Consider the following 16,074-nt stretch of genomic DNA (forward strand, 5'->3'; position numbering starts at 1 on the left):
GCGACCAACACCCGAGGTTTCCCGTGCTCCTGACCCCGCGCGAAAAGGACAAGCTCCTCGTCGCCATGGCCGCCCAGGTCGCCCGTAACCGGCTCGCCCGAGGCGTCAAGCTGAACTATCCGGAGGCGATCGCGCTCATCACCGATGTCGTGGTGGAGGGCGCGCGGGACGGCCGCTCCGTCTCGGAACTGATGCAGGCGGGCGCCCATGTCCTCACCGCCGACCAGGTGATGGAGGGCATCGCCGAGATGATCCACGACATCCAGGTAGAGGCGACCTTCCCGGACGGGACCAAGCTCGTCACCGTCCACCATCCGATTCGCGGCGCGCCCTCATCGGACGTGCCGGGCACGGTCACGACCCTGCCGGGCGAGATCGTCTTCAACGACGGCGCGCCCCGCACCCTGCTCACCGTGTCCAATGTCGGCGACCGGCCGATCCAGGTCGGCTCGCACTACCATTTCTACGAGGTGAATCCGGGCCTGACCTTCGAGCGCGAGAAGGCGAGGGGCCAGCGCCTCGACATCGCGCCGGGCACGGCGGTGCGGTTCGAGCCGGGCGCCACGCGGGAGGTCGCCCTGGTGCCGCTGCTCGGCGCGCGGACGGTCTACGGGTTCCGCGGCGACGTGATGGGTTCCCTATGACCGACGAGACGTCCCGCCTGCGCGATGGCATCCTCCTCGTCACCCGTGCCGCCGAGTTCGCCGCGCGGCGTCACGTGGGGCAGACCCGGAAGGGCGCGGCGCGCGAGCCTTACGTGAACCACCTCGCCGAGGTGGCCTCGCTCCTGGCCGCGACCGCCGAAGCGCCCGATGCCGATCTGGTGGCGGCGGGCTGGCTCCACGACACGGTGGAGGATACCGGGACGAGCAGCGAGGAGATCGAGCAATTGTTCGGTCGGCGCGTCGCCGAACTCGTGGCCGAAGTGACCGACGACAGGTCGCTGCCCAAGGCCGAGCGCAAGCGGCTCCAGGTCGAGAGGGCGCCGCACAAGTCGCCTGGTGCCCGCGCCCTCAAGATCGCCGACAAGATCAGCAACCTGCATTCGCTGGTGGCGAGCCCTCCGGACGATTGGAGCGCGGAGCGCGTAGCGAACTACATTGATTGGGCGAAAGAGGTCGTCGCCGGCTGTCGCGGCGTCAACGCGGCGCTGGATGCTCTTTTCGACCGCGCCGTCGCAGAGGCACGAGAGGCCGCCTGATGTCCAACACACCCCGCCCCGCGAGCCTGCCACGCTCGGCCTATGCCGACATGTTCGGCCCCACCACCGGCGATAGAATTCGCCTCGCCGACACCTCCCTCGTCATCGAGGTGGAGCGCGACCACACCACCTATGGCGAGGAGGTGAAGTTCGGCGGCGGCAAGGTCATCCGCGACGGGATGGGGCAGTCACAGGTGACGAATGCCGATGGCGCGGTGGACACCGTCATCACCAACGCCGTGGTCCTCGACCATTGGGGCGTGGTGAAATGCGATGTCGGCATCGTGAAGGGGCGGATCTTCAAGCTCGGCAAGGCCGGCAACCCGGACATCCAGCCTTGCGTCGACATCATCGTCGGCCCCGGCACCGAAGTGATCGCCGGCGAAGGCAAGATCCTCACGGCCGGCGGGTTCGACAGCCACATCCACTACATCTGCCCGCAGCAGATCGAGGAGGCCCTGTGCTCGGGCGTCACCACGATGCTCGGCGGCGGCACCGGCCCGGCCCACGGCACCTTCGCCACCACCTGCACCCCCGGCCCCTGGCATCTCGCCCGGATGATCGAGGCGGCGGACAGCTTCCCGATGAACCTCGCCTTCGCCGGCAAGGGCAACGCCTCGCGGCCCGAGAGCCTCGTCGAGATGGTCCGCGCCGGCGCCTGCGCCCTGAAGCTCCACGAGGATTGGGGCACGACGCCCCAGGCCATCGACACCTGCCTCACGGTCGCCGACCTGCACGACGTGCAGGTGATGATCCATTCCGACACGCTCAACGAGTCCGGCTTCGTCGAGGACACGATCCGCGCCTTCGCGGGGCGGACCATCCACGCGTTCCACACGGAAGGGGCGGGGGGCGGGCACGCGCCGGACATCATGAAGGTGGCGGGGCTGATGAACGTGCTCCCGTCCTCCACCAACCCGACGCGCCCCTACACGAAGAACACCATCGACGAGCATCTCGACATGCTCATGGTGTGCCACCACCTCGACCCGGCGATTCCCGAGGATCTGGCGTTTGCCGAGAGCCGGATCCGCAAGGAGACCATCGCTGCCGAAGACATCCTGCACGATATCGGCGCGCTCTCGATGATGTCCTCGGACAGCCAGGCCATGGGCCGGGTCGGCGAGGTCGTCATCCGCACCTGGCAGACGGCGGACAAGATGAAGCGCCAGCGCGGGAGCCTGCCGGGCGACACCTCCGGCAACGACAACCTGCGCGCCCGCCGCTACATCGCGAAATACACGATCAACCCGGCCATCGCGCATGGCGTCTCGGCCCATGTCGGCTCGGTGGAGGCGGGCAAGCTCGCCGATCTCGTCCTGTGGACCCCGGCCTTCTTCGGGGTGAAGCCGGACCTCGTCATCAAGGGCGGCATGATCGCCACGGCGCCCATGGGCGACCCCAACGCCTCGATCCCCACGCCCCAGCCGGTGCATTACCGCCCGATGTTCGGGGCGATCGGGCGGTCGCCCTTCGCCACCGCGCTCACCTTCGTCTCGAAGGCCGCCATCGAGGACGGCCTTCGCGAACGGCTCGGCGCGCAGAAGCAGTTCGTCGCCGTGGAGAACGTGCGCGGCGGGATCTCGAAGAAGAGCATGATCCTCAACGACGCAACGCCGAATATCGAGATCGACGCGGAGACCTACGACGTCCGCGCAGATGGCGAATTGCTGGTCTGCGAGCCGGCCGAGGTGCTGCCGATGGCGCAGCGGTATTTCCTGTTTTGAGGTAGGATGGCGGCGCTGACAGGAGACATGCCATGGCAAAGGCTGCTGTGAGGCCGCCCCCGGGGCAGGATCTCCACGAGACCGATCTGTATCTCTGGACACAGGCGCAGGCAGCGCTCCTGCGCGCGGGCCGCTGGCAGGATGTCGACCTGAACAACCTTGCCGAGGAAATCGAGAGCTTGGGTGGGTCGCAGAAATCCGAGATCTGCAACCGGCTCGCCATCCTGATTCAGCATCTGCTGAAGTGGGAGTTTCAGCCGCAGAAGCGTAGATACGGCTGGCGCGCCTCCATCGTCGAGCAACGGCTCCAGATCGACGGCCTTCTCGATGTCAGTCCCAGCCTCAAGGCATGGCCCGAGGTGGTGCTCGCCAAGTCCTATCGCCTGGCATGCGTCCGCGCGGCAGCGGAGACGGGCTTGAGCGAGCGCGGTTTTCCTGAAACCTGTCCCTACTCGCTGCAGCAGATCATGGACGATGGCTTCTATCCGGGTCCGGTAGAGCCGGAGGTTCTCTGATGCCGAGGATCGGTATGACCGAGCTGCCCAAGGAAGCGATCCCCAGCCCCATGATCCGCGCCACCCGCGTCCTGCGCCGCGCCTCGCTCTCCGGTGAGATCGTCGACCGCATCGTCCTCGACCATGGCGACCGCCACCGCCGGCGCATGGCCATGCGCGGGGTTGGCGGCCTGTCCTTTCTGCTCGACCTGCCCGAACCGGCGGTTCTCGACGACGGCGACGCCCTGGTGCTGCAGGACGGGCGCCTCGTCTGGGTCGAGGCCGCGCCCGAACGCCTCCTCGAGATCCGGGCCGACGACGATCTCGCCTTCAAGCGCCTGATCTGGCACATCGGCAACCGGCACATCCCGGCCGAGATCGGCGCGGACGCGGTCCATATCGCCTACGACCACGTGCTGGCCGAGATGGTGCGGGGCCTAGGGGGGACGGCCGAGCCGGTGGAGCGTCCGTTCCGGCCCGAGGGCGGCGCCTATGCCGGCGAGGCCGCCGGGCACCACCACGGGCATGACCATGCCCACGAACATGCCCATGGGCACGACCACCATCATCCGCACAGCCACGGCGCGGTGTCCGGTTGAGCCTCGTCCTATGCCCCCATCCTCTGCCGGTTCGGGCTTCCAGGGAAGGGCGCCCGGCGCGATGAGGGGCGAACCCTCGATGGTCGACACCGTCCGGCTCATGGCCTGGCTCTCGCCGGGCTATCCCGTCGGGGCCTATGCCTATTCGCACGGGCTCGAATGGGCGGTGGAATGCGGCGATGTCGGCGGCGAGGCCTCGCTGCTGGCGTGGCTCGGCGACATGCTCGAACGGGGCGCGGTGCGCACCGACCTGATTCTTCTGGCCCATGCCCATGCCGCCGCGGAGGCGGGGGACGTCCCGGCCCTGGTGGAGATCAACGACCTCGCCGTCGCCCTGGCGCCCACGCGCGAACTCCACCTCGAGACGACGCAGCAGGGCCGCAGCTTCGTTGATGCCACCCGCGCCGCCTGGAACATCCCGGACCTCGATCGGTTGAGCGAGGCGTTGCCCGGCGAGGTGGCCTATCCGGTGGCGGTGGGGCTCTCGGGCGGCGCCCACCGCATGGCGCTCGCCCCGGTGCTCGCCGGGTTCGGCCTGGCCTTCCTGCAGAACCTCGTCTCGGCGGCGCTGCGCTGCGCGCCCATCGGCCAGAGCGCCGGAACCCGGGTGATCGCGTCCCTCACCCCCCGGGTGACGGCGCTGGCCGCCACCATCCCGCCCCTGAGCCTCGAGGAGATCGGCACCGCGACCCTGCGCCTCGATCTCGGCTCGGCCCGGCACGAGACCCAGTACTCTCGGATTTTCCGCTCGTGAAAGACTCCGTCATGACCTCACTGAACGGCCCCTCACTGAACGGCCCTTTGCGCGTCGGCATCGGCGGCCCCGTCGGCTCCGGGAAGACCGCCCTGATGGAGCAGCTCTGCAAGCGCTTCCGCGACCGCTTCGAGATCTGCGCCATCACCAACGACATCTACACCAAGGAGGATGCCCGCATCCTCACCGTGGCGGGCGCCTTGCCCGAGGAGCGGATCATGGGGGTCGAGACCGGCGGCTGCCCGCATACGGCGATCCGCGAGGATGCCTCGATCAATCTCGCGGCGGTGGCCGAGATGCGCCGCCGGTTTCCGAAGCTCGACCTGATCCTGATCGAATCCGGCGGCGACAACCTCGCCGCGACCTTCTCGCCGGAACTCGCCGACCTCACCCTCTACGTCATCGACGTCGCCGGCGGCGAAAAGATCCCGCGCAAGGGTGGCCCGGGCATTACCCGCTCCGATCTCCTCATCGTCAACAAGACCGACCTCGCCCCCATGGTCGGCGCCGATCTCGGGGTGATGGAGGCCGATACCCGGCGCATGCGGGGCACGCGACCCTACGTGTTCTCGTCCCTGCGCGAGGGACACGGCGCCGACACGGTGGCCCGCTTCATCGTCGAGGCCGGCGGGCTGGGATAGTTCCGGGAGCCATCCCACTCATCCGCCCCCTCAAGGTTCCCCGACGTGTCGACACCCCTGTCCGCCCGCGAGGGTTCCGTGCGGGAAGTCTTTCTCGCTTTCCTCAAGCTCGGCTTCACCGCCTTCGGCGGCCCGATCGCCCATCTCGGCTACTTTCGCGCCGAGTTCGTGCATCGCCGGCGCTGGCTCGACGAGGCGGCCTATGCCGACCTCGTGGCCCTGTGCCAGTTCCTGCCGGGGCCGGCCTCCAGCCAGGTCGGGTTCTCCCTCGGGGTGATGCGGGGCGGGGGCCTCGCCGGCGGGCTCGCCGCCTGGGCCGCCTTCACCCTGCCCTCGGCGCTCCTCCTCGTGGCCTTCGCCTATGGGGCGGACGCACTCGGCGGCCCGGTCGGATCGGGCATCGTCCACGGGCTGAAGCTCGTCGCCGTGGCGGTGGTGGCGCAGGCGGTCTGGGGCATGGGCCGCACCCTCGCGCCCGATGTCACCCGCGCGGCCATCGCCTTTGCCGCCCTCGCCTTGACCACGGTGCTGACCGGATCGACCGGTCAGATCGCCGGCATCGGTCTCGGAGCCGTGGCCGGGTTGGTGGTCTGCCGCCGGTTATCCGGGGCGGCGGGCGGTCATCTCGGCATCCCGGTCTCGCGCCGGGCGGGCGCGGTGGCCCTCCTCCTGTTCGGCCTGCTCCTGGCTGTCCCGCCCATCCTCGCGAAATCCCTGTCCTCACAGGGGCTCGCCCTGTTCGATGCGTTCTACCGCTCCGGCGCCCTCGTCTTCGGCGGCGGCCACGTGATGCTTCCGCTCCTGCGCACGGCCCTGGTCGAGACCGGCTGGATCGGACCGGACGCGTTCCTCGCCGGCTACGGCGCGGCGCAGGCGGTGCCGGGACCGCTCTTCACCTTCGCGGCCTATCTCGGCGCGGCCCTCGGACCGCCGCCGAACGGTCTGGCCGGGGCCGCCATCGCCCTGGTCGCGGTGTTCCTGCCGGGATTGCTCCTGGTCTACGGGGCAATGCCTTTCTGGGAGGCTGTCCGCGAAAGACCCCTGGCGCAGGCGGCCATGCGCGGCGCCAATGCGGCGGTGGTGGGGATTCTCGCCGCCGCGCTCTACGACCCCCTCTGGACCGGCGCCGTCCTCGGCCCGCGCGACTTTGCCGTGGCGGCCGGCGCGTTCCTGCTCCTGACGATCGGGGCGGCCCCGCCCTGGATCGTCGTCGTGTTCACGGCCGTCGCGGGGGCGGGCCTGGCGGTGGTGGGCTGATGCTCGAGCACCATCGATTCACCGTCACAGGATTGAACCAGGAAACGATCAGTCGTCGCAATTCGCCGACAGCAGCGTCAGCGTGCGCTGGAAACTCTGGTACTGCGCCATGCTCGACGGGTGCCGGATCTCGGCGGCGTCGGGCATGATGCCGGCGAAGCCCGATTCCGGATCGGCGACGAAGGGGCGCGGACCGACATGGGCGCCCATCCTGTTGGTCACGTCGACGTCGCCGCAGATGGCGCTCGCCTTGCCCCGGCGCAGCCGGCCGTAGCGCGCCTCGGCCGGGCTCTTGAGCCCCCGGCCGACCAGCGCCATCACGGACGCCGACATCTCGGCCCCGAGCGTGGCGTCGGACCCGTCGATGACGGTCTGCGCCGTGGCGGGCGCGACGGCGAGAAGGGCCAGGGCGAGGGAGACGGCGAGCATCACGAGGCCTTCGCCACCACTTCGATGTCCCGGTCCATCCCGCTTTCCACCTTGAACTCCCGCGTGAAGACCTGGCCGTCGTGGCGGGCGATGAGGACGTAGTCGCCCTCTGCCAGCGTCACCTGCGGGAAGGCGCCGATCGCCTCGCGGATCGTGTCGCCGCCTGGCGTCAGCACGCTGAAGGCGGTGCCGGCGAATGCCTCGGCGCCGGGGGCGGCCACGAGCTTGAGGGTGACGGTGGCGGCCCGGTGGTTGAGGGTGGCGTCGGTGACCTTGCCGTTCTCCACCTTGAGGTCGGCGCGCTGGATCGCGTTCGATTCCCCGTAATTCGAGACCACGTGGTAGGTCCCCTCCGGAAGGCGGATCAGCTCGCCCGCCTTGACGCCGCTGCGCACGAGGCGCCCTTCCGAATTGGTGCCGATGGGCACGAAGACCGAGAAGGCGAGGTCGGCGGGGGTGATCTTCATGTCGCCGATGGCACCCGAGAGCTTGAGCGCCCCCGCGGTGATCGTCAGGCGGTCGCTGAGTGCCGCGCCCGCCATGGTGATGCGCTTCGAGGCGCTGGCGAAGCCGTAGGTGACGGTGGCGACATAGGCGCCGGGTGCCAGGGTGAAGCTCGGATCCGCCGCCTCGGAGCGCGCGACGATGTTCGGCCGCACCCCGTCGGAGCGATCCTCGTAGATGCGCCAGGCGAGGCCGGAGCGCACCGGCTGGTTGCTGCCCGCGAACAGGGCGGTGAGGGTGAGCGGCGCCTCGCCCTCGACGGGGGGGCTCGGCAATTGCGGCCCCGTGATCGAGGGGGAGGGCAGGGCCGGGCCGTTGCGGCCGCCGAACGGGTCGCGCTCCTGCGCCTGCGCCGGCAACGCCGCCATCGCCATGGCTCCCGTCACTGCGAGCGCGCGCATCACCGGTCCCATCCGCTGTCTCCTTCGCAGGTCCACCCTGCACGGGTCCGCCATGCATGTCGGCGATTGCCAAGCTGCGGGCCGCACGGCATGTTTTCGCTTGTCGGCCGTCCCCGTGCCGAACGCGACATCCCGCTTTGGATCCGGACCGTGGCGGCTCCAAGGCCGATGCTTCTTATCGATCGCCGATGCGGCTCGCCTCTGACCGGCCGCCCGTCCCGGCGGTGCCCCCCACGTCCCTCATTCGCGCCGAACAGGTTCCATGGACACCACATCTGACATGTCGCGGAACGACACAATCGATCTCCTGCGCGTTCGCCGCTCCGTCCCGCCGGTCAATCTCGACGGCCCTGGTCCGAGTGCCAGCGAGCTTGATGCGATCCTCACCATCGCCTCGCGCGTACCCGACCACGGCAAGCTCAGCCCCTGGCGCTTCCTGGTGATCGAGGGCGACGCCCGCCTGCGCGTGGGTGGCACCATTGCGGAGGCCTATGCCGCTGATCATCCCGAGGGCGATGCCAAACGCTTGGATCTGGAGCGCCACCGCCTCGCGCACGCCCCCCTGGTGGTCGCCGTGGTCTCCAGCGCCGCCCCCCACGTCAAGATCCCGGAATGGGAGCAGGTGCTGTCGGCGGGCGCCGTCTGCATGAACCTCGTCGTCGCGGCCAATGCCGCGGGCTTCGCCACGGCTTGGTTGACCGAGTGGTTCGCCTACGACCGCCGCATCCTCGACGCGCTGGGCCTCGACCCGCGCGAGAAACTGGCCGGCTTCATCCATGTCGGCCGTGCCCGCGACGTCCCGAGCGACCGCCCGAGACCCGTCCTGTCCGACATCGTCACACGAATCTGAGCGGCGCCATGCATTACGATTCCGAGAACCGCACCCTGCCGCACAACCCGCTGAAGGCCCTGGTGGCACCCCGGCCCATCGGCTGGATCAGCGCGATGAACAAGCAGGGCCACGTCAACCTCTCCCCCTATTCCTACTTCAACGCCGTCGCCACCGGCCCCGACATGGTGATGTTCTCCTCCTTCGGCCGCAAGGACGCGATGACCTTCGCGGAGGAGGGCGGGGAGTTCGTCTGCAACTTCGCCACCTACGGTCTGCGCGAGGCCATGAATGCCACCTCGGCCCCCCTCGCCCGGGGCGACAGCGAGTTCGTCGCGGCCGGGCTGACGCCGGTGCCGTCGCGCAAGGTACGTCCGCCGCGGGTGGCGGAATCCCCCGCCGCCCTGGAGTGCCGGTGGCTCCAGACCGTGCCGCTGACGCCTCTCGATGGCAGCGAGGCCAGTCACTTCCTGGTGATCGGCCAGGTCGTGTCGATCTATGTCGACGATGCCTTCGTCAAGGATGGCCGGGTCGATACCGGCGCGATGCACCCGCTTCTGCGCGGTGGCTATTTCGACTATTTCAGTGTCACCGACGAGGCACGTTTCGAGTTGAAGCGCCCTCCCGGAGCGGGTCAATAGCCTCGGCTCGGCCTCTATTCCGCAAGCGATGCAAGCTCAGCCTTGGACGGGGGCGGCCGGGGCGCGCTTCGTGCCGAAGAGGGAACCAAGGCCAGGGTCGAAACCTTAATGGGCCGAGCCGCCGTTGAGCGGCTCCTTTCCGCGAACCGCCTGAGGGGGCGCTCGCAGAGGTCTGCATCGTATGATCGTCAAGTTGACTGCACCGCTCCTTCTCGTCGCCAGCATCGTGACCCCCGCCCTGGCGCAGACGACGAGCCGCCCGCCGGCCATGTTGATCCATGGAAATTACTGCGGGCCCGGCAACAACTCCCCACTTCCGCCCATCGACGCCCTCGACGCGGCCTGCGCCCGGCACGATGCCTGCACGCCGGATGGCGGCCTGCCGACCAAGGCCTGCAACCTGCGCCTCCAGCGCGAGGCCGCGCTGGTCTCGCGGGATGCGCGTCAGCCGGACGATCTTCGCTCGCTCGCCGGCCTGATATCAGTGAGCGCCTCGATGATGCTGGCGGATGCGGCACCAGGCTCCGCCCCCGCCGCGACGGCGGTCCCGGTCAGTCACGACGTCGCCGCGCGGGAGACGCGTTGGTCGCCCGTCTCGACGGGGACGCCGGCCCTGACGACGGACCAGGATAGCGAAGACGCCGAGTAGGCCGGCCTCGTTTGGGGGAGAACCTTTTCCCCCCGAGCGGTTCCACTATGCACTACGGACCGAGATCTGACCCCGCGCGAGAGGACACGGCATCCCCGGCGCGTGGCGTCTTGGACCATTTTCGCAGAGCGGCCCGCAGGCCTTCTCAGCCGCTTGGGGCAGTAAAGTCGGTCATGGCGACGATCCGGGCCTGAACCGGGTCGAGGACGAGCTTTCCCGCGAACCCATCGCGGCTTGCCTCTTCGATCTCCCCCGCAAGGTCGCCGCCGGGTTCGCAGGCGGAATCGATGGCGTCCACCCCGGCGGCCGTGGCGGCGAGGCGAACCAGCGCGCGCGTCTCGGCGAGGGGCGGAATCAGTGCGCCGTCCCGGCCGCGAAAGGCGGATGCGCCGATCTCGGTCCTCAAGGCGCGGGCATCCCAGGCGATGCCGTCGAGGCGATCGCTCGAGTCCGCGAGGGTCGGCAGGACGAGTGCCCCCCGCGCCGTCGTGACGAGGGCCAGAATGCGTGTCGCTCCATCGCGAAGACTCTGTATCGCTTCCCCGACGGCGAGCCGTGCGCCAAGCTCCATGACATCCCGCGCGCCCTCGCAGCGGGGCAGGACGATGCCATGCGGCGCGGCTGCCATCATCGCCGGGAGATCGCGCTCCAGATCGTGCGAGCGCAGGTAGAGCAGGGGGGCGCCTTCCGTTCGCTCGGAGGGGAGAACCGGCGATGCGAGGCCAGTGACATCCACGATCAGCGCATGCGCGCCGCTCGCCGAGGCTGCTGCGACGGCTTGCGCCTCTCCGGGGACGATCAGGACTGCGCGCATGACGGCCTCCCCGATGGTCCGACGCGGGACGCCCGATCGCCGAGCACGGTCATGGAACCGGTCCTTGGCTGCGACCCATTCTTTCGGCGAGGAAATCCACCAGGACGCGGATGCGGGCGGGCATGGCAGGGCCACCGACGAACACCGCATGGATCGCCTCGCGGTCCTGGGGATTGTACACCTCCAGAAGCGGGACGAGCCGGCCCGCCGCGAGATCCTCCGAGATGTGGAATGTGCCGACGCGGGTGATGCCGATGCCCTGCAGGGCGAGCTGCACCAGGGTCTCGCCGTTGTTGGCCGCGATGTTGCCCCGCACTGCGAGGAGGTGGTCGCCCCCGTCCTCGCGGAACGGCCAGCCCGGCTCGATCCGGCGGAAGTTGAAGTCGAGGCAGTTATGTTCGGCGAGGTCGGCCGGGACCCGCGGCGTGCCGGCGCGGGCGAGATAGGCGGGCGAGGCCACGACCATCCGCCCGGTCTCGCCGAGGCGCCGGGCGGTGAGGGGGCTGTCGGCGAGGGGGCCGAACCGGATCGCGAGATCGGTCCGCCCGCCGATCACGTCCGCGACCTCGTCGCTGAGGTCGATCTCAACCACGATCCCCGGATGGCGGGCGACGAAATCGCCGATGAGGGGAACCACCACCTGTCGTCCATGGGCCATCGAGGCGCTGACGCGGACCCGGCCGCGCGGGCAGCCCTGATCGGCGATCTGCGCTTCGGTCTCGTCGAGATCGGCCAGGATGCGCCGCGCCGCCCGTCCGTAGGTCTCGCCCTCGGCGGTGAGGCGCAGGGAGCGCGTGGTGCGCACGAGGAGGCGGACCCCGAGCCGGGCTTCGATCCGCGCCACCACCCGGCTCACGGCCGAGGGCGTCAGGCCGAACCGGCGCGCGGCCGCCGACAAGCTGCCCTCCTGGGCTACGGCGAGGAAGAGGGCCATGTCACCGGCCCGGTCGACCCTATCGCGCAGCATTGATGCCTCCGGCGCACGGATGTTGGTCCCGTCACGGTACTACCAGGGAGATCCGGCCTCCGCCATGTGCTGGTCTGGAACAGACGGAAAGCACTCATCATGAGACTCAACCTTCCCCTGCTGGCGCTGTCGGCCGGTGCCTTCGGCATCGGCGTCACCGAGTTCACACCGATGGGCATGCTGCCCCTGATCGCGAACGACCTGCAGGTCTCGATCCCGGCGGCGGGCCTCGTCGTCAGCGCCTATGCGATGGGCGTGCTCATCGGCGCACCGCTGATGACGCTGGCCTTCGCCCGGATGCAGCGCCGCCGCCTGCTGGTGGGGCTGATGGGCATCTTCACCCTCGGCAATCTCCTCGCGGCGATGGCCGACAGCTACGCGATGCTGGTCGTCGCCCGCCTCGTCACGTCCCTGAACCATGGTGCGTTCTTCGGGGTCGGCGCGGTGGTGGCGGCGGGCATCGTGCCGCCCGAGCGCCGCGCCGCGGCCGTCGCCGCGATGTTCTCGGGGCTCACCATCGCCACCATCGGCGGCGTGCCGCTGGCGGCCTGGATCGGGGAGATGCTCGGTTGGCGCGCGGCCTTCTGGGGCATCGCCGCGGTGGGGGCCGTGGCCATGCTGTCGCTGCGCCTGGCCCTGCCGCCCCTCGAAGCCGAGGCCGGCGGCGACATGCGGGCCGAACTCCGCGTCCTCATGCGCGGGTCGGTGCTCGCCGCCCTCGCCCTCACCGTGCTCGGGGCGAGCGCGATGTTCACGGTGTTCACCTACATCGTGCCGATCCTGCGGATCGAGACCGGGGCCGCGACGCCGTTCGTGACGGCCATGCTGGTGCTCTACGGAATCGGTCTCACCGTGGGCAACTGGGCCGGCGGGCGCTTCGCCGACCGCTCGGTGGACGGCACGCTCTTCGCCTCCCTCGGCGGGCTTGTTGCGGTGCTGGCCCTGTTCGCTTGGGGCGTGCGCTGGGAGGTTCCGGCCGCCATCCTGATCTTCCTCTGGGGCGTCGCCAGCTTCGCCCTGGTACCGCCCCTGCAGATGCGGGTGATGGAGCAGGCGCAAGGGGCGCCCAACCTCGCCTCGGCCATGAATATCGGTGCGTTCAACTTCGGCAACGCCATCGGTGCCGCCGTCGGCGGGGGCGTGATCGATGCGGGGCTCGGCTACCCGGCCGTCCCCCTCGCCGGTGCCGCCATGGCCGCTGCCGGCCTCGCCATGCTGGTGGCTCTGCGCCGGGGGCGGCGCGGAGTGGCGGAACCTGTATCGTCCTGAACTTATTCAGGTTCGGGACGGCGTCGCCTGCACGTCCTTCAATCTTTATTTACCATGATCGGAACAGATTGAGGCTCAGGCCGACAGCGTCAGGTCCGCCTGCAGCCGGACGGCCATGTTCCTCTTCACCACGCCCCCCGCCAGCACGCGTGAGACCGGCCTCGGCCGGGACGCGGGCACGCGGGGTGGGGCGGCCGCCGGATCCGCGCCGGCGGGCGTGGTCGATGCGATCCGCAGCGGCGCGCGCAGCACCGGCACCGAGTTCGACTACCTCCTCGCCACGGCCAAGCGCGAATCCTCCCTCGATCCCTCGGCCAAGGCCGCGACGTCCTCGGCCACCGGCCTGTTCCAATTCATCGAGCAGACCTGGCTCGGGACGATGAAGAATGCGGGGCCCAAGCTCGGCCTCTCGGCCTATGCCGACGCCATCACCGCCAGACCCAACGGCACCTACACGGTGGAGGACGCCTCCGCCCGCCAGACCATCCTCGACCTCCGCCGGGACCCGGCGGTGGCCGCCACCATGGCCGGCGCCCTGACCCAGCGCAACGGCGAAGCGCTCACCGCCGCCCTCGGGCGCGAACCCACCGGCGGCGACCTCTACGCCGCCCACGTGCTCGGTGCGCGCGGGGCGGCGACCCTGATCGGCACCGCGCAGGCGAGCCCGGCGCGTGCCGCCGCCCTCGACATGCCGGAGGCGGCCGCCGCCAACCGGAGCCTGTTCTACGACAAGACCGGCCGACCCCGCGGCGCCGCCGAACTCTACGCGCTCCTGTCCGCGAGCCAATCCGCCTCGCGGCCCGCCCCCACGGCCCTCACGGGCGCCGCCATCGAGCCGGCCTCCACGACCGATCCCGTCTCCGCCTATGCGGCCATCGACGGCGGCGGATTGCGGGCCCTGTTCCAGACCGACAAGCGCCAGGGGGCGATGTCCGAGGGGGTCGCCCGCCTGTGGCAGGGCAGGGCCACGTCGTCGCCGGCCTCCTCACCGGAGCCGGCGCGCCGCGCGCCCACCTATTTCCCGCGCTCGGACGGGACGGGCGAGGCGGCGTCGGTCAGCGCCGCCATCCTCGCGGAGCCGGCGAAGGTCGAGGCCACGCCGCCGCCCGCCACCGCCACGGCTACCGCCCTCGTCGGCGCACCGCTGCCCCCGCGCCGGCCCGCCGAACTCACCGCTGCTGCTGCCCGGCAGGCCGGCACCGTCGCGTCCAAACCTCTCGATCTCTCACTCTTCACGACCCGGAGCGGTCAATGATCATCCGCCAATTCCTGTCCTGGACCCGTGATGCCTCCATCGACCGCCGCGCGGAGGCCGCGGCGGCGCTGACCCGGGCCTATCTCTATGGCGGGCTCGATGCCGGCGCGGCACGCGAGGCGCGCTCGGCAATCCTGGCGCTCCTCGACGACCCGGCCCCCGCCGTGCGCCGGGCCCTGGCGCAGGCCTGCGCCGGTTGCGCCACCGCGCCCCGGCCGCTGGTCGTGGCCCTGGCCGGCGACCAGCCCGACATCGCCGCCCTGGTCCTGCGGCGCTCGTCCGTCCTGACCGATGCCGATCTCGTCGACGGCATCGCGGTCGGCTGCGAGTCCATCCGCACCGCCATCGCCGGCCGGCTCGGCCTCTCCCACGCAGTATCCGGGGCCATGGCCGAGATCGGCGGCGTTCCCTCTCTCACCGCCCTGGTGCGCAACCGGGGTGCCCGCATCACCACCGGCAGCCTAATGCGGATGGTGGAGCGGCACGGCGACGATGCCGACCTCAGGAACGCGCTGACGACACGGGCCGGCCTGCCCCTCGAAGTGCGGCAGGCCGTCACCACTCGCGTGGCGGCATCGCTCTCGGCTTTCGCCATCGCCTCGGGCTGGCTCACCCCTGCCCGCGGCGAACGGGCGAGCCGCGAGGCCCTGGAGCGCAGCACCCTGGAGGTGAGCGCGAGCGCGACCGGGGCGGACCTCGCCCGCCTCGTGAGCCATCTCCGCATCCGGGGCCAGCTCAATGCCGGCCTGATCCTGCGGGCGATCCTGTCGGGCCGCATGGCCTTCGCGGAGGCGGCCTTGTCCGATCTCACCGGCTTGAAGGCCGACCGCGTGGCCGGGCTGATGCTCGACCCTTCCGCCTCGGGTTTCGCCGCCCTCCACCGCCGCGCCGGATTGCCGCCCGTCCTGCTGCCCGCCTTCGTCGCCGCGCTCTCGGCCTGGCGCGAGGCCGGTCTCCAGGCCGAGCCCGGCAATGCCACCCTGTCGCGGCAGATGATCGAGCGGGCGCTCACCGCCTGCGAGACCATGCCCCTCGCCGAGGCGCAGAGCGTCATGGCGCTTCTCGCCCGCTACGAGGCCGAGGCCGCCCGTGAGGAGGCCCGAATTGCCGCCACGGCCATGGAGGACAAGGCGAGGCAGGAGACCCGGACGCGGATGCAGGTTCTCGACGCCGAATGGCGTTTGGCGCAGCAGCTCGTCTCCCACCGGCCGGCGGCGCCCGCCATCGAGTTCGTCGGCATCGATGCCATCGCCGCCGCGGAAAGAGAGGAGGGAAGGGAATCGATGGAATCCGTGCTCGATTCCCTGTCCGAGGGGCTCAGGGCGAGTGTTCGGGAGGCCAGGGCCCAGCTCCGCCCGCTCGCCGACGCGCCCATCGACCTGACCGGCCACGACCTCGTGACGATCGACGTGCAGCCCATCATCGTATCCCAGCCGGAATTCGGCGCCGCGCCCGATCCGGTGCAGATCGACACCGGCCCGTCGCTGACCCGCGAGGCCGATGCGGTCCTGGACGCGATTCCCGACGCCCTCATCGCCAGCTACCGCGCCGACCGCGACAGGATGCGCCTCGCCGCCTGACCCGAGCGTCCATCCGGCGCCATGATCGTCGCCCCTTCGCCCTCATCCGGCTATCAGGGCGGC

18 protein-coding genes are annotated in these 16,074 nt (G+C 70.4%); 14 read left to right on the forward strand and 4 right to left on the reverse strand.

Translation table 11 applies throughout. The features are described 5' to 3' along the window. The first annotated feature begins 23 nt into the window (after positions 1–23). The 8 genes from K368_RS25030 (at position 24) to chrA (ending at position 6,673) form a co-directional block, all read left to right on the forward strand. The gene (locus K368_RS25030) at positions 24–644 is read left to right on the forward strand and encodes an urease subunit gamma (RefSeq protein WP_051439919.1); all 621 of its coding nucleotides are present in this window, start codon (positions 24–26) and stop codon (positions 642–644) included. After that, entirely contained in the window at positions 641–1,201 is a 561-nt protein-coding gene (locus tag K368_RS0117750; RefSeq protein WP_027173487.1) for an HD domain-containing protein, read from the forward strand. The genes K368_RS25030 and K368_RS0117750 overlap by 4 nt, the downstream gene beginning before the upstream one ends. Beyond that, positions 1,201–2,928, forward strand: coding sequence for an urease subunit alpha (gene ureC, locus K368_RS0117755; RefSeq protein ID WP_027173488.1), 1,728 nt, complete (start codon positions 1,201–1,203; stop codon positions 2,926–2,928). The genes K368_RS0117750 and ureC overlap by 1 nt, the downstream gene beginning before the upstream one ends. Before the next feature lie 32 nt (positions 2,929–2,960). Further along, entirely contained in the window at positions 2,961–3,443 is a 483-nt protein-coding gene (locus tag K368_RS0117760; protein WP_027173489.1) for a DUF29 domain-containing protein, read from the forward strand. A gap of 50 nt (positions 3,444–3,493) precedes the next feature. After that, the gene (locus tag K368_RS0117765; protein ID WP_027173490.1) at positions 3,494–4,021 is read left to right on the forward strand and encodes an urease accessory protein UreE; all 528 of its coding nucleotides are present in this window, start codon (positions 3,494–3,496) and stop codon (positions 4,019–4,021) included. Positions 4,022–4,100: 79 nt separating this feature from the next. After that, on the forward strand, positions 4,101–4,775 hold the full coding sequence (locus tag K368_RS0117770; protein WP_051439920.1) for an urease accessory UreF family protein: 675 nt from the start codon (positions 4,101–4,103) through the stop codon (positions 4,773–4,775). An 11-nt stretch (positions 4,776–4,786) separates the two neighbouring features. Beyond that, positions 4,787–5,416 (forward strand): urease accessory protein UreG, encoded by a 630-nt coding sequence (gene ureG / locus K368_RS0117775; RefSeq protein WP_027173492.1) that lies wholly within the window; start codon positions 4,787–4,789, stop codon positions 5,414–5,416. Between the two features lie 45 nt (positions 5,417–5,461). After that, positions 5,462–6,673: a chromate efflux transporter gene (gene chrA, locus K368_RS0117780; protein WP_027173493.1), complete on the forward strand. Its 1,212-nt coding sequence runs from the start codon at positions 5,462–5,464 to the stop codon at positions 6,671–6,673. 48 nt (positions 6,674–6,721) lie between these two features. Here the strand turns inward: chrA and K368_RS0117785 are convergent, their stop codons facing one another. Together K368_RS0117785 and K368_RS0117790 are read right to left on the reverse strand one after the other, a co-directional pair. Further along, a complete protein-coding gene (locus K368_RS0117785) occupies positions 6,722–7,102 on the reverse strand; it encodes a hypothetical protein (RefSeq protein ID WP_036266466.1) in 381 nt (126 codons plus the stop codon). Beyond that, positions 7,102–8,007 (reverse strand): hypothetical protein, encoded by a 906-nt coding sequence (locus K368_RS0117790; protein ID WP_027173495.1) that lies wholly within the window; start codon positions 8,005–8,007, stop codon positions 7,102–7,104. Before K368_RS0117790 ends, K368_RS0117785 begins: the two co-directional genes overlap by 1 nt. A gap of 262 nt (positions 8,008–8,269) precedes the next feature. On the opposite strand from K368_RS0117790, the gene K368_RS0117795 reads away from it, so the two are divergent. The 3 genes from K368_RS0117795 to K368_RS25035 all read left to right on the forward strand — a co-directional run bounded on the left by K368_RS0117795 (position 8,270) and on the right by K368_RS25035 (position 10,126). Continuing rightward, positions 8,270–8,857 (forward strand): nitroreductase, encoded by a 588-nt coding sequence (locus K368_RS0117795; protein ID WP_027173496.1) that lies wholly within the window; start codon positions 8,270–8,272, stop codon positions 8,855–8,857. Positions 8,858–8,865: 8 nt separating this feature from the next. Continuing rightward, complete coding sequence (locus K368_RS0117800) at positions 8,866–9,477, forward strand: flavin reductase family protein (RefSeq protein ID WP_027173497.1); 612 nt, start codon at positions 8,866–8,868, stop codon at positions 9,475–9,477. Positions 9,478–9,658: 181 nt separating this feature from the next. Then, positions 9,659–10,126, forward strand: a complete 468-nt coding sequence (locus K368_RS25035) for a hypothetical protein (RefSeq protein WP_036266470.1) — start codon at positions 9,659–9,661, stop codon at positions 10,124–10,126. A 145-nt stretch (positions 10,127–10,271) separates the two neighbouring features. On the opposite strand, the gene K368_RS0117810 is transcribed toward K368_RS25035, so the two are convergent. Then, a complete protein-coding gene (locus K368_RS0117810; RefSeq protein WP_027173498.1) occupies positions 10,272–10,940 on the reverse strand; it encodes an aldolase/citrate lyase family protein in 669 nt (222 codons plus the stop codon). 49 nt (positions 10,941–10,989) lie between these two features. Continuing rightward, positions 10,990–11,907 (reverse strand): LysR family transcriptional regulator, encoded by a 918-nt coding sequence (locus K368_RS0117815; protein ID WP_027173499.1) that lies wholly within the window; start codon positions 11,905–11,907, stop codon positions 10,990–10,992. Positions 11,908–12,006: 99 nt separating this feature from the next. Between K368_RS0117815 and K368_RS0117820 the strand changes: the two genes are divergently transcribed. The 3 genes from K368_RS0117820 (at position 12,007) to K368_RS0117830 (ending at position 16,011) form a co-directional block, all read left to right on the forward strand. After that, positions 12,007–13,176 (forward strand): MFS transporter, encoded by a 1,170-nt coding sequence (locus K368_RS0117820; protein WP_027173500.1) that lies wholly within the window; start codon positions 12,007–12,009, stop codon positions 13,174–13,176. A 115-nt stretch (positions 13,177–13,291) separates the two neighbouring features. Then, positions 13,292–14,431: a lytic transglycosylase gene (locus K368_RS25040; RefSeq protein ID WP_036266473.1), complete on the forward strand. Its 1,140-nt coding sequence runs from the start codon at positions 13,292–13,294 to the stop codon at positions 14,429–14,431. Beyond that, positions 14,428–16,011, forward strand: a complete 1,584-nt coding sequence (locus K368_RS0117830) for a DUF2336 domain-containing protein (RefSeq protein ID WP_027173501.1) — start codon at positions 14,428–14,430, stop codon at positions 16,009–16,011. Before K368_RS25040 ends, K368_RS0117830 begins: the two co-directional genes overlap by 4 nt. Positions 16,012–16,074 lie beyond the last annotated feature (63 nt).

The sequence above is a fragment of the Methylobacterium sp. 10 genome, from assembly GCF_000519085.1.
Taxonomy (GTDB): Bacteria; Pseudomonadota; Alphaproteobacteria; order Rhizobiales; family Beijerinckiaceae; genus Methylobacterium.

Excerpts from the sequence above, each read along its gene's own strand:
- K368_RS0117750 (WP_027173487.1), top strand. The coding sequence starts at position 641 with ATGACCGACGAGACGTCCCGCCTGCGCGATGGCATCCTCCTCGTCACC.
- ureC (WP_027173488.1), top strand. The coding sequence starts at position 1,201 with ATGTCCAACACACCCCGCCCCGCGAGCCTGCCACGCTCGGCCTATGCC.
- K368_RS0117760 (WP_027173489.1), top strand. The coding sequence starts at position 2,961 with ATGGCAAAGGCTGCTGTGAGGCCGCCCCCGGGGCAGGATCTCCACGAG.
- K368_RS0117765 (WP_027173490.1), top strand. The coding sequence starts at position 3,494 with ATGATCCGCGCCACCCGCGTCCTGCGCCGCGCCTCGCTCTCCGGTGAG.
- K368_RS0117770 (WP_051439920.1), top strand. The coding sequence starts at position 4,101 with ATGGTCGACACCGTCCGGCTCATGGCCTGGCTCTCGCCGGGCTATCCC.
- ureG (WP_027173492.1), top strand. The coding sequence starts at position 4,787 with ATGACCTCACTGAACGGCCCCTCACTGAACGGCCCTTTGCGCGTCGGC.
- K368_RS0117785 (WP_036266466.1), bottom strand. The coding sequence starts at position 7,102 with ATGCTCGCCGTCTCCCTCGCCCTGGCCCTTCTCGCCGTCGCGCCCGCC.
- K368_RS0117790 (WP_027173495.1), bottom strand. The coding sequence starts at position 8,007 with ATGCGCGCGCTCGCAGTGACGGGAGCCATGGCGATGGCGGCGTTGCCG.
- K368_RS0117795 (WP_027173496.1), top strand. The coding sequence starts at position 8,270 with ATGGACACCACATCTGACATGTCGCGGAACGACACAATCGATCTCCTG.
- K368_RS0117800 (WP_027173497.1), top strand. The coding sequence starts at position 8,866 with ATGCATTACGATTCCGAGAACCGCACCCTGCCGCACAACCCGCTGAAG.
- K368_RS25035 (WP_036266470.1), top strand. The coding sequence starts at position 9,659 with ATGATCGTCAAGTTGACTGCACCGCTCCTTCTCGTCGCCAGCATCGTG.
- K368_RS0117810 (WP_027173498.1), bottom strand. The coding sequence starts at position 10,940 with ATGCGCGCAGTCCTGATCGTCCCCGGAGAGGCGCAAGCCGTCGCAGCA.
- K368_RS0117815 (WP_027173499.1), bottom strand. The coding sequence starts at position 11,907 with ATGCTGCGCGATAGGGTCGACCGGGCCGGTGACATGGCCCTCTTCCTC.
- K368_RS0117820 (WP_027173500.1), top strand. The coding sequence starts at position 12,007 with ATGAGACTCAACCTTCCCCTGCTGGCGCTGTCGGCCGGTGCCTTCGGC.
- K368_RS25040 (WP_036266473.1), top strand. The coding sequence starts at position 13,292 with ATGTTCCTCTTCACCACGCCCCCCGCCAGCACGCGTGAGACCGGCCTC.
- K368_RS0117830 (WP_027173501.1), top strand. The coding sequence starts at position 14,428 with ATGATCATCCGCCAATTCCTGTCCTGGACCCGTGATGCCTCCATCGAC.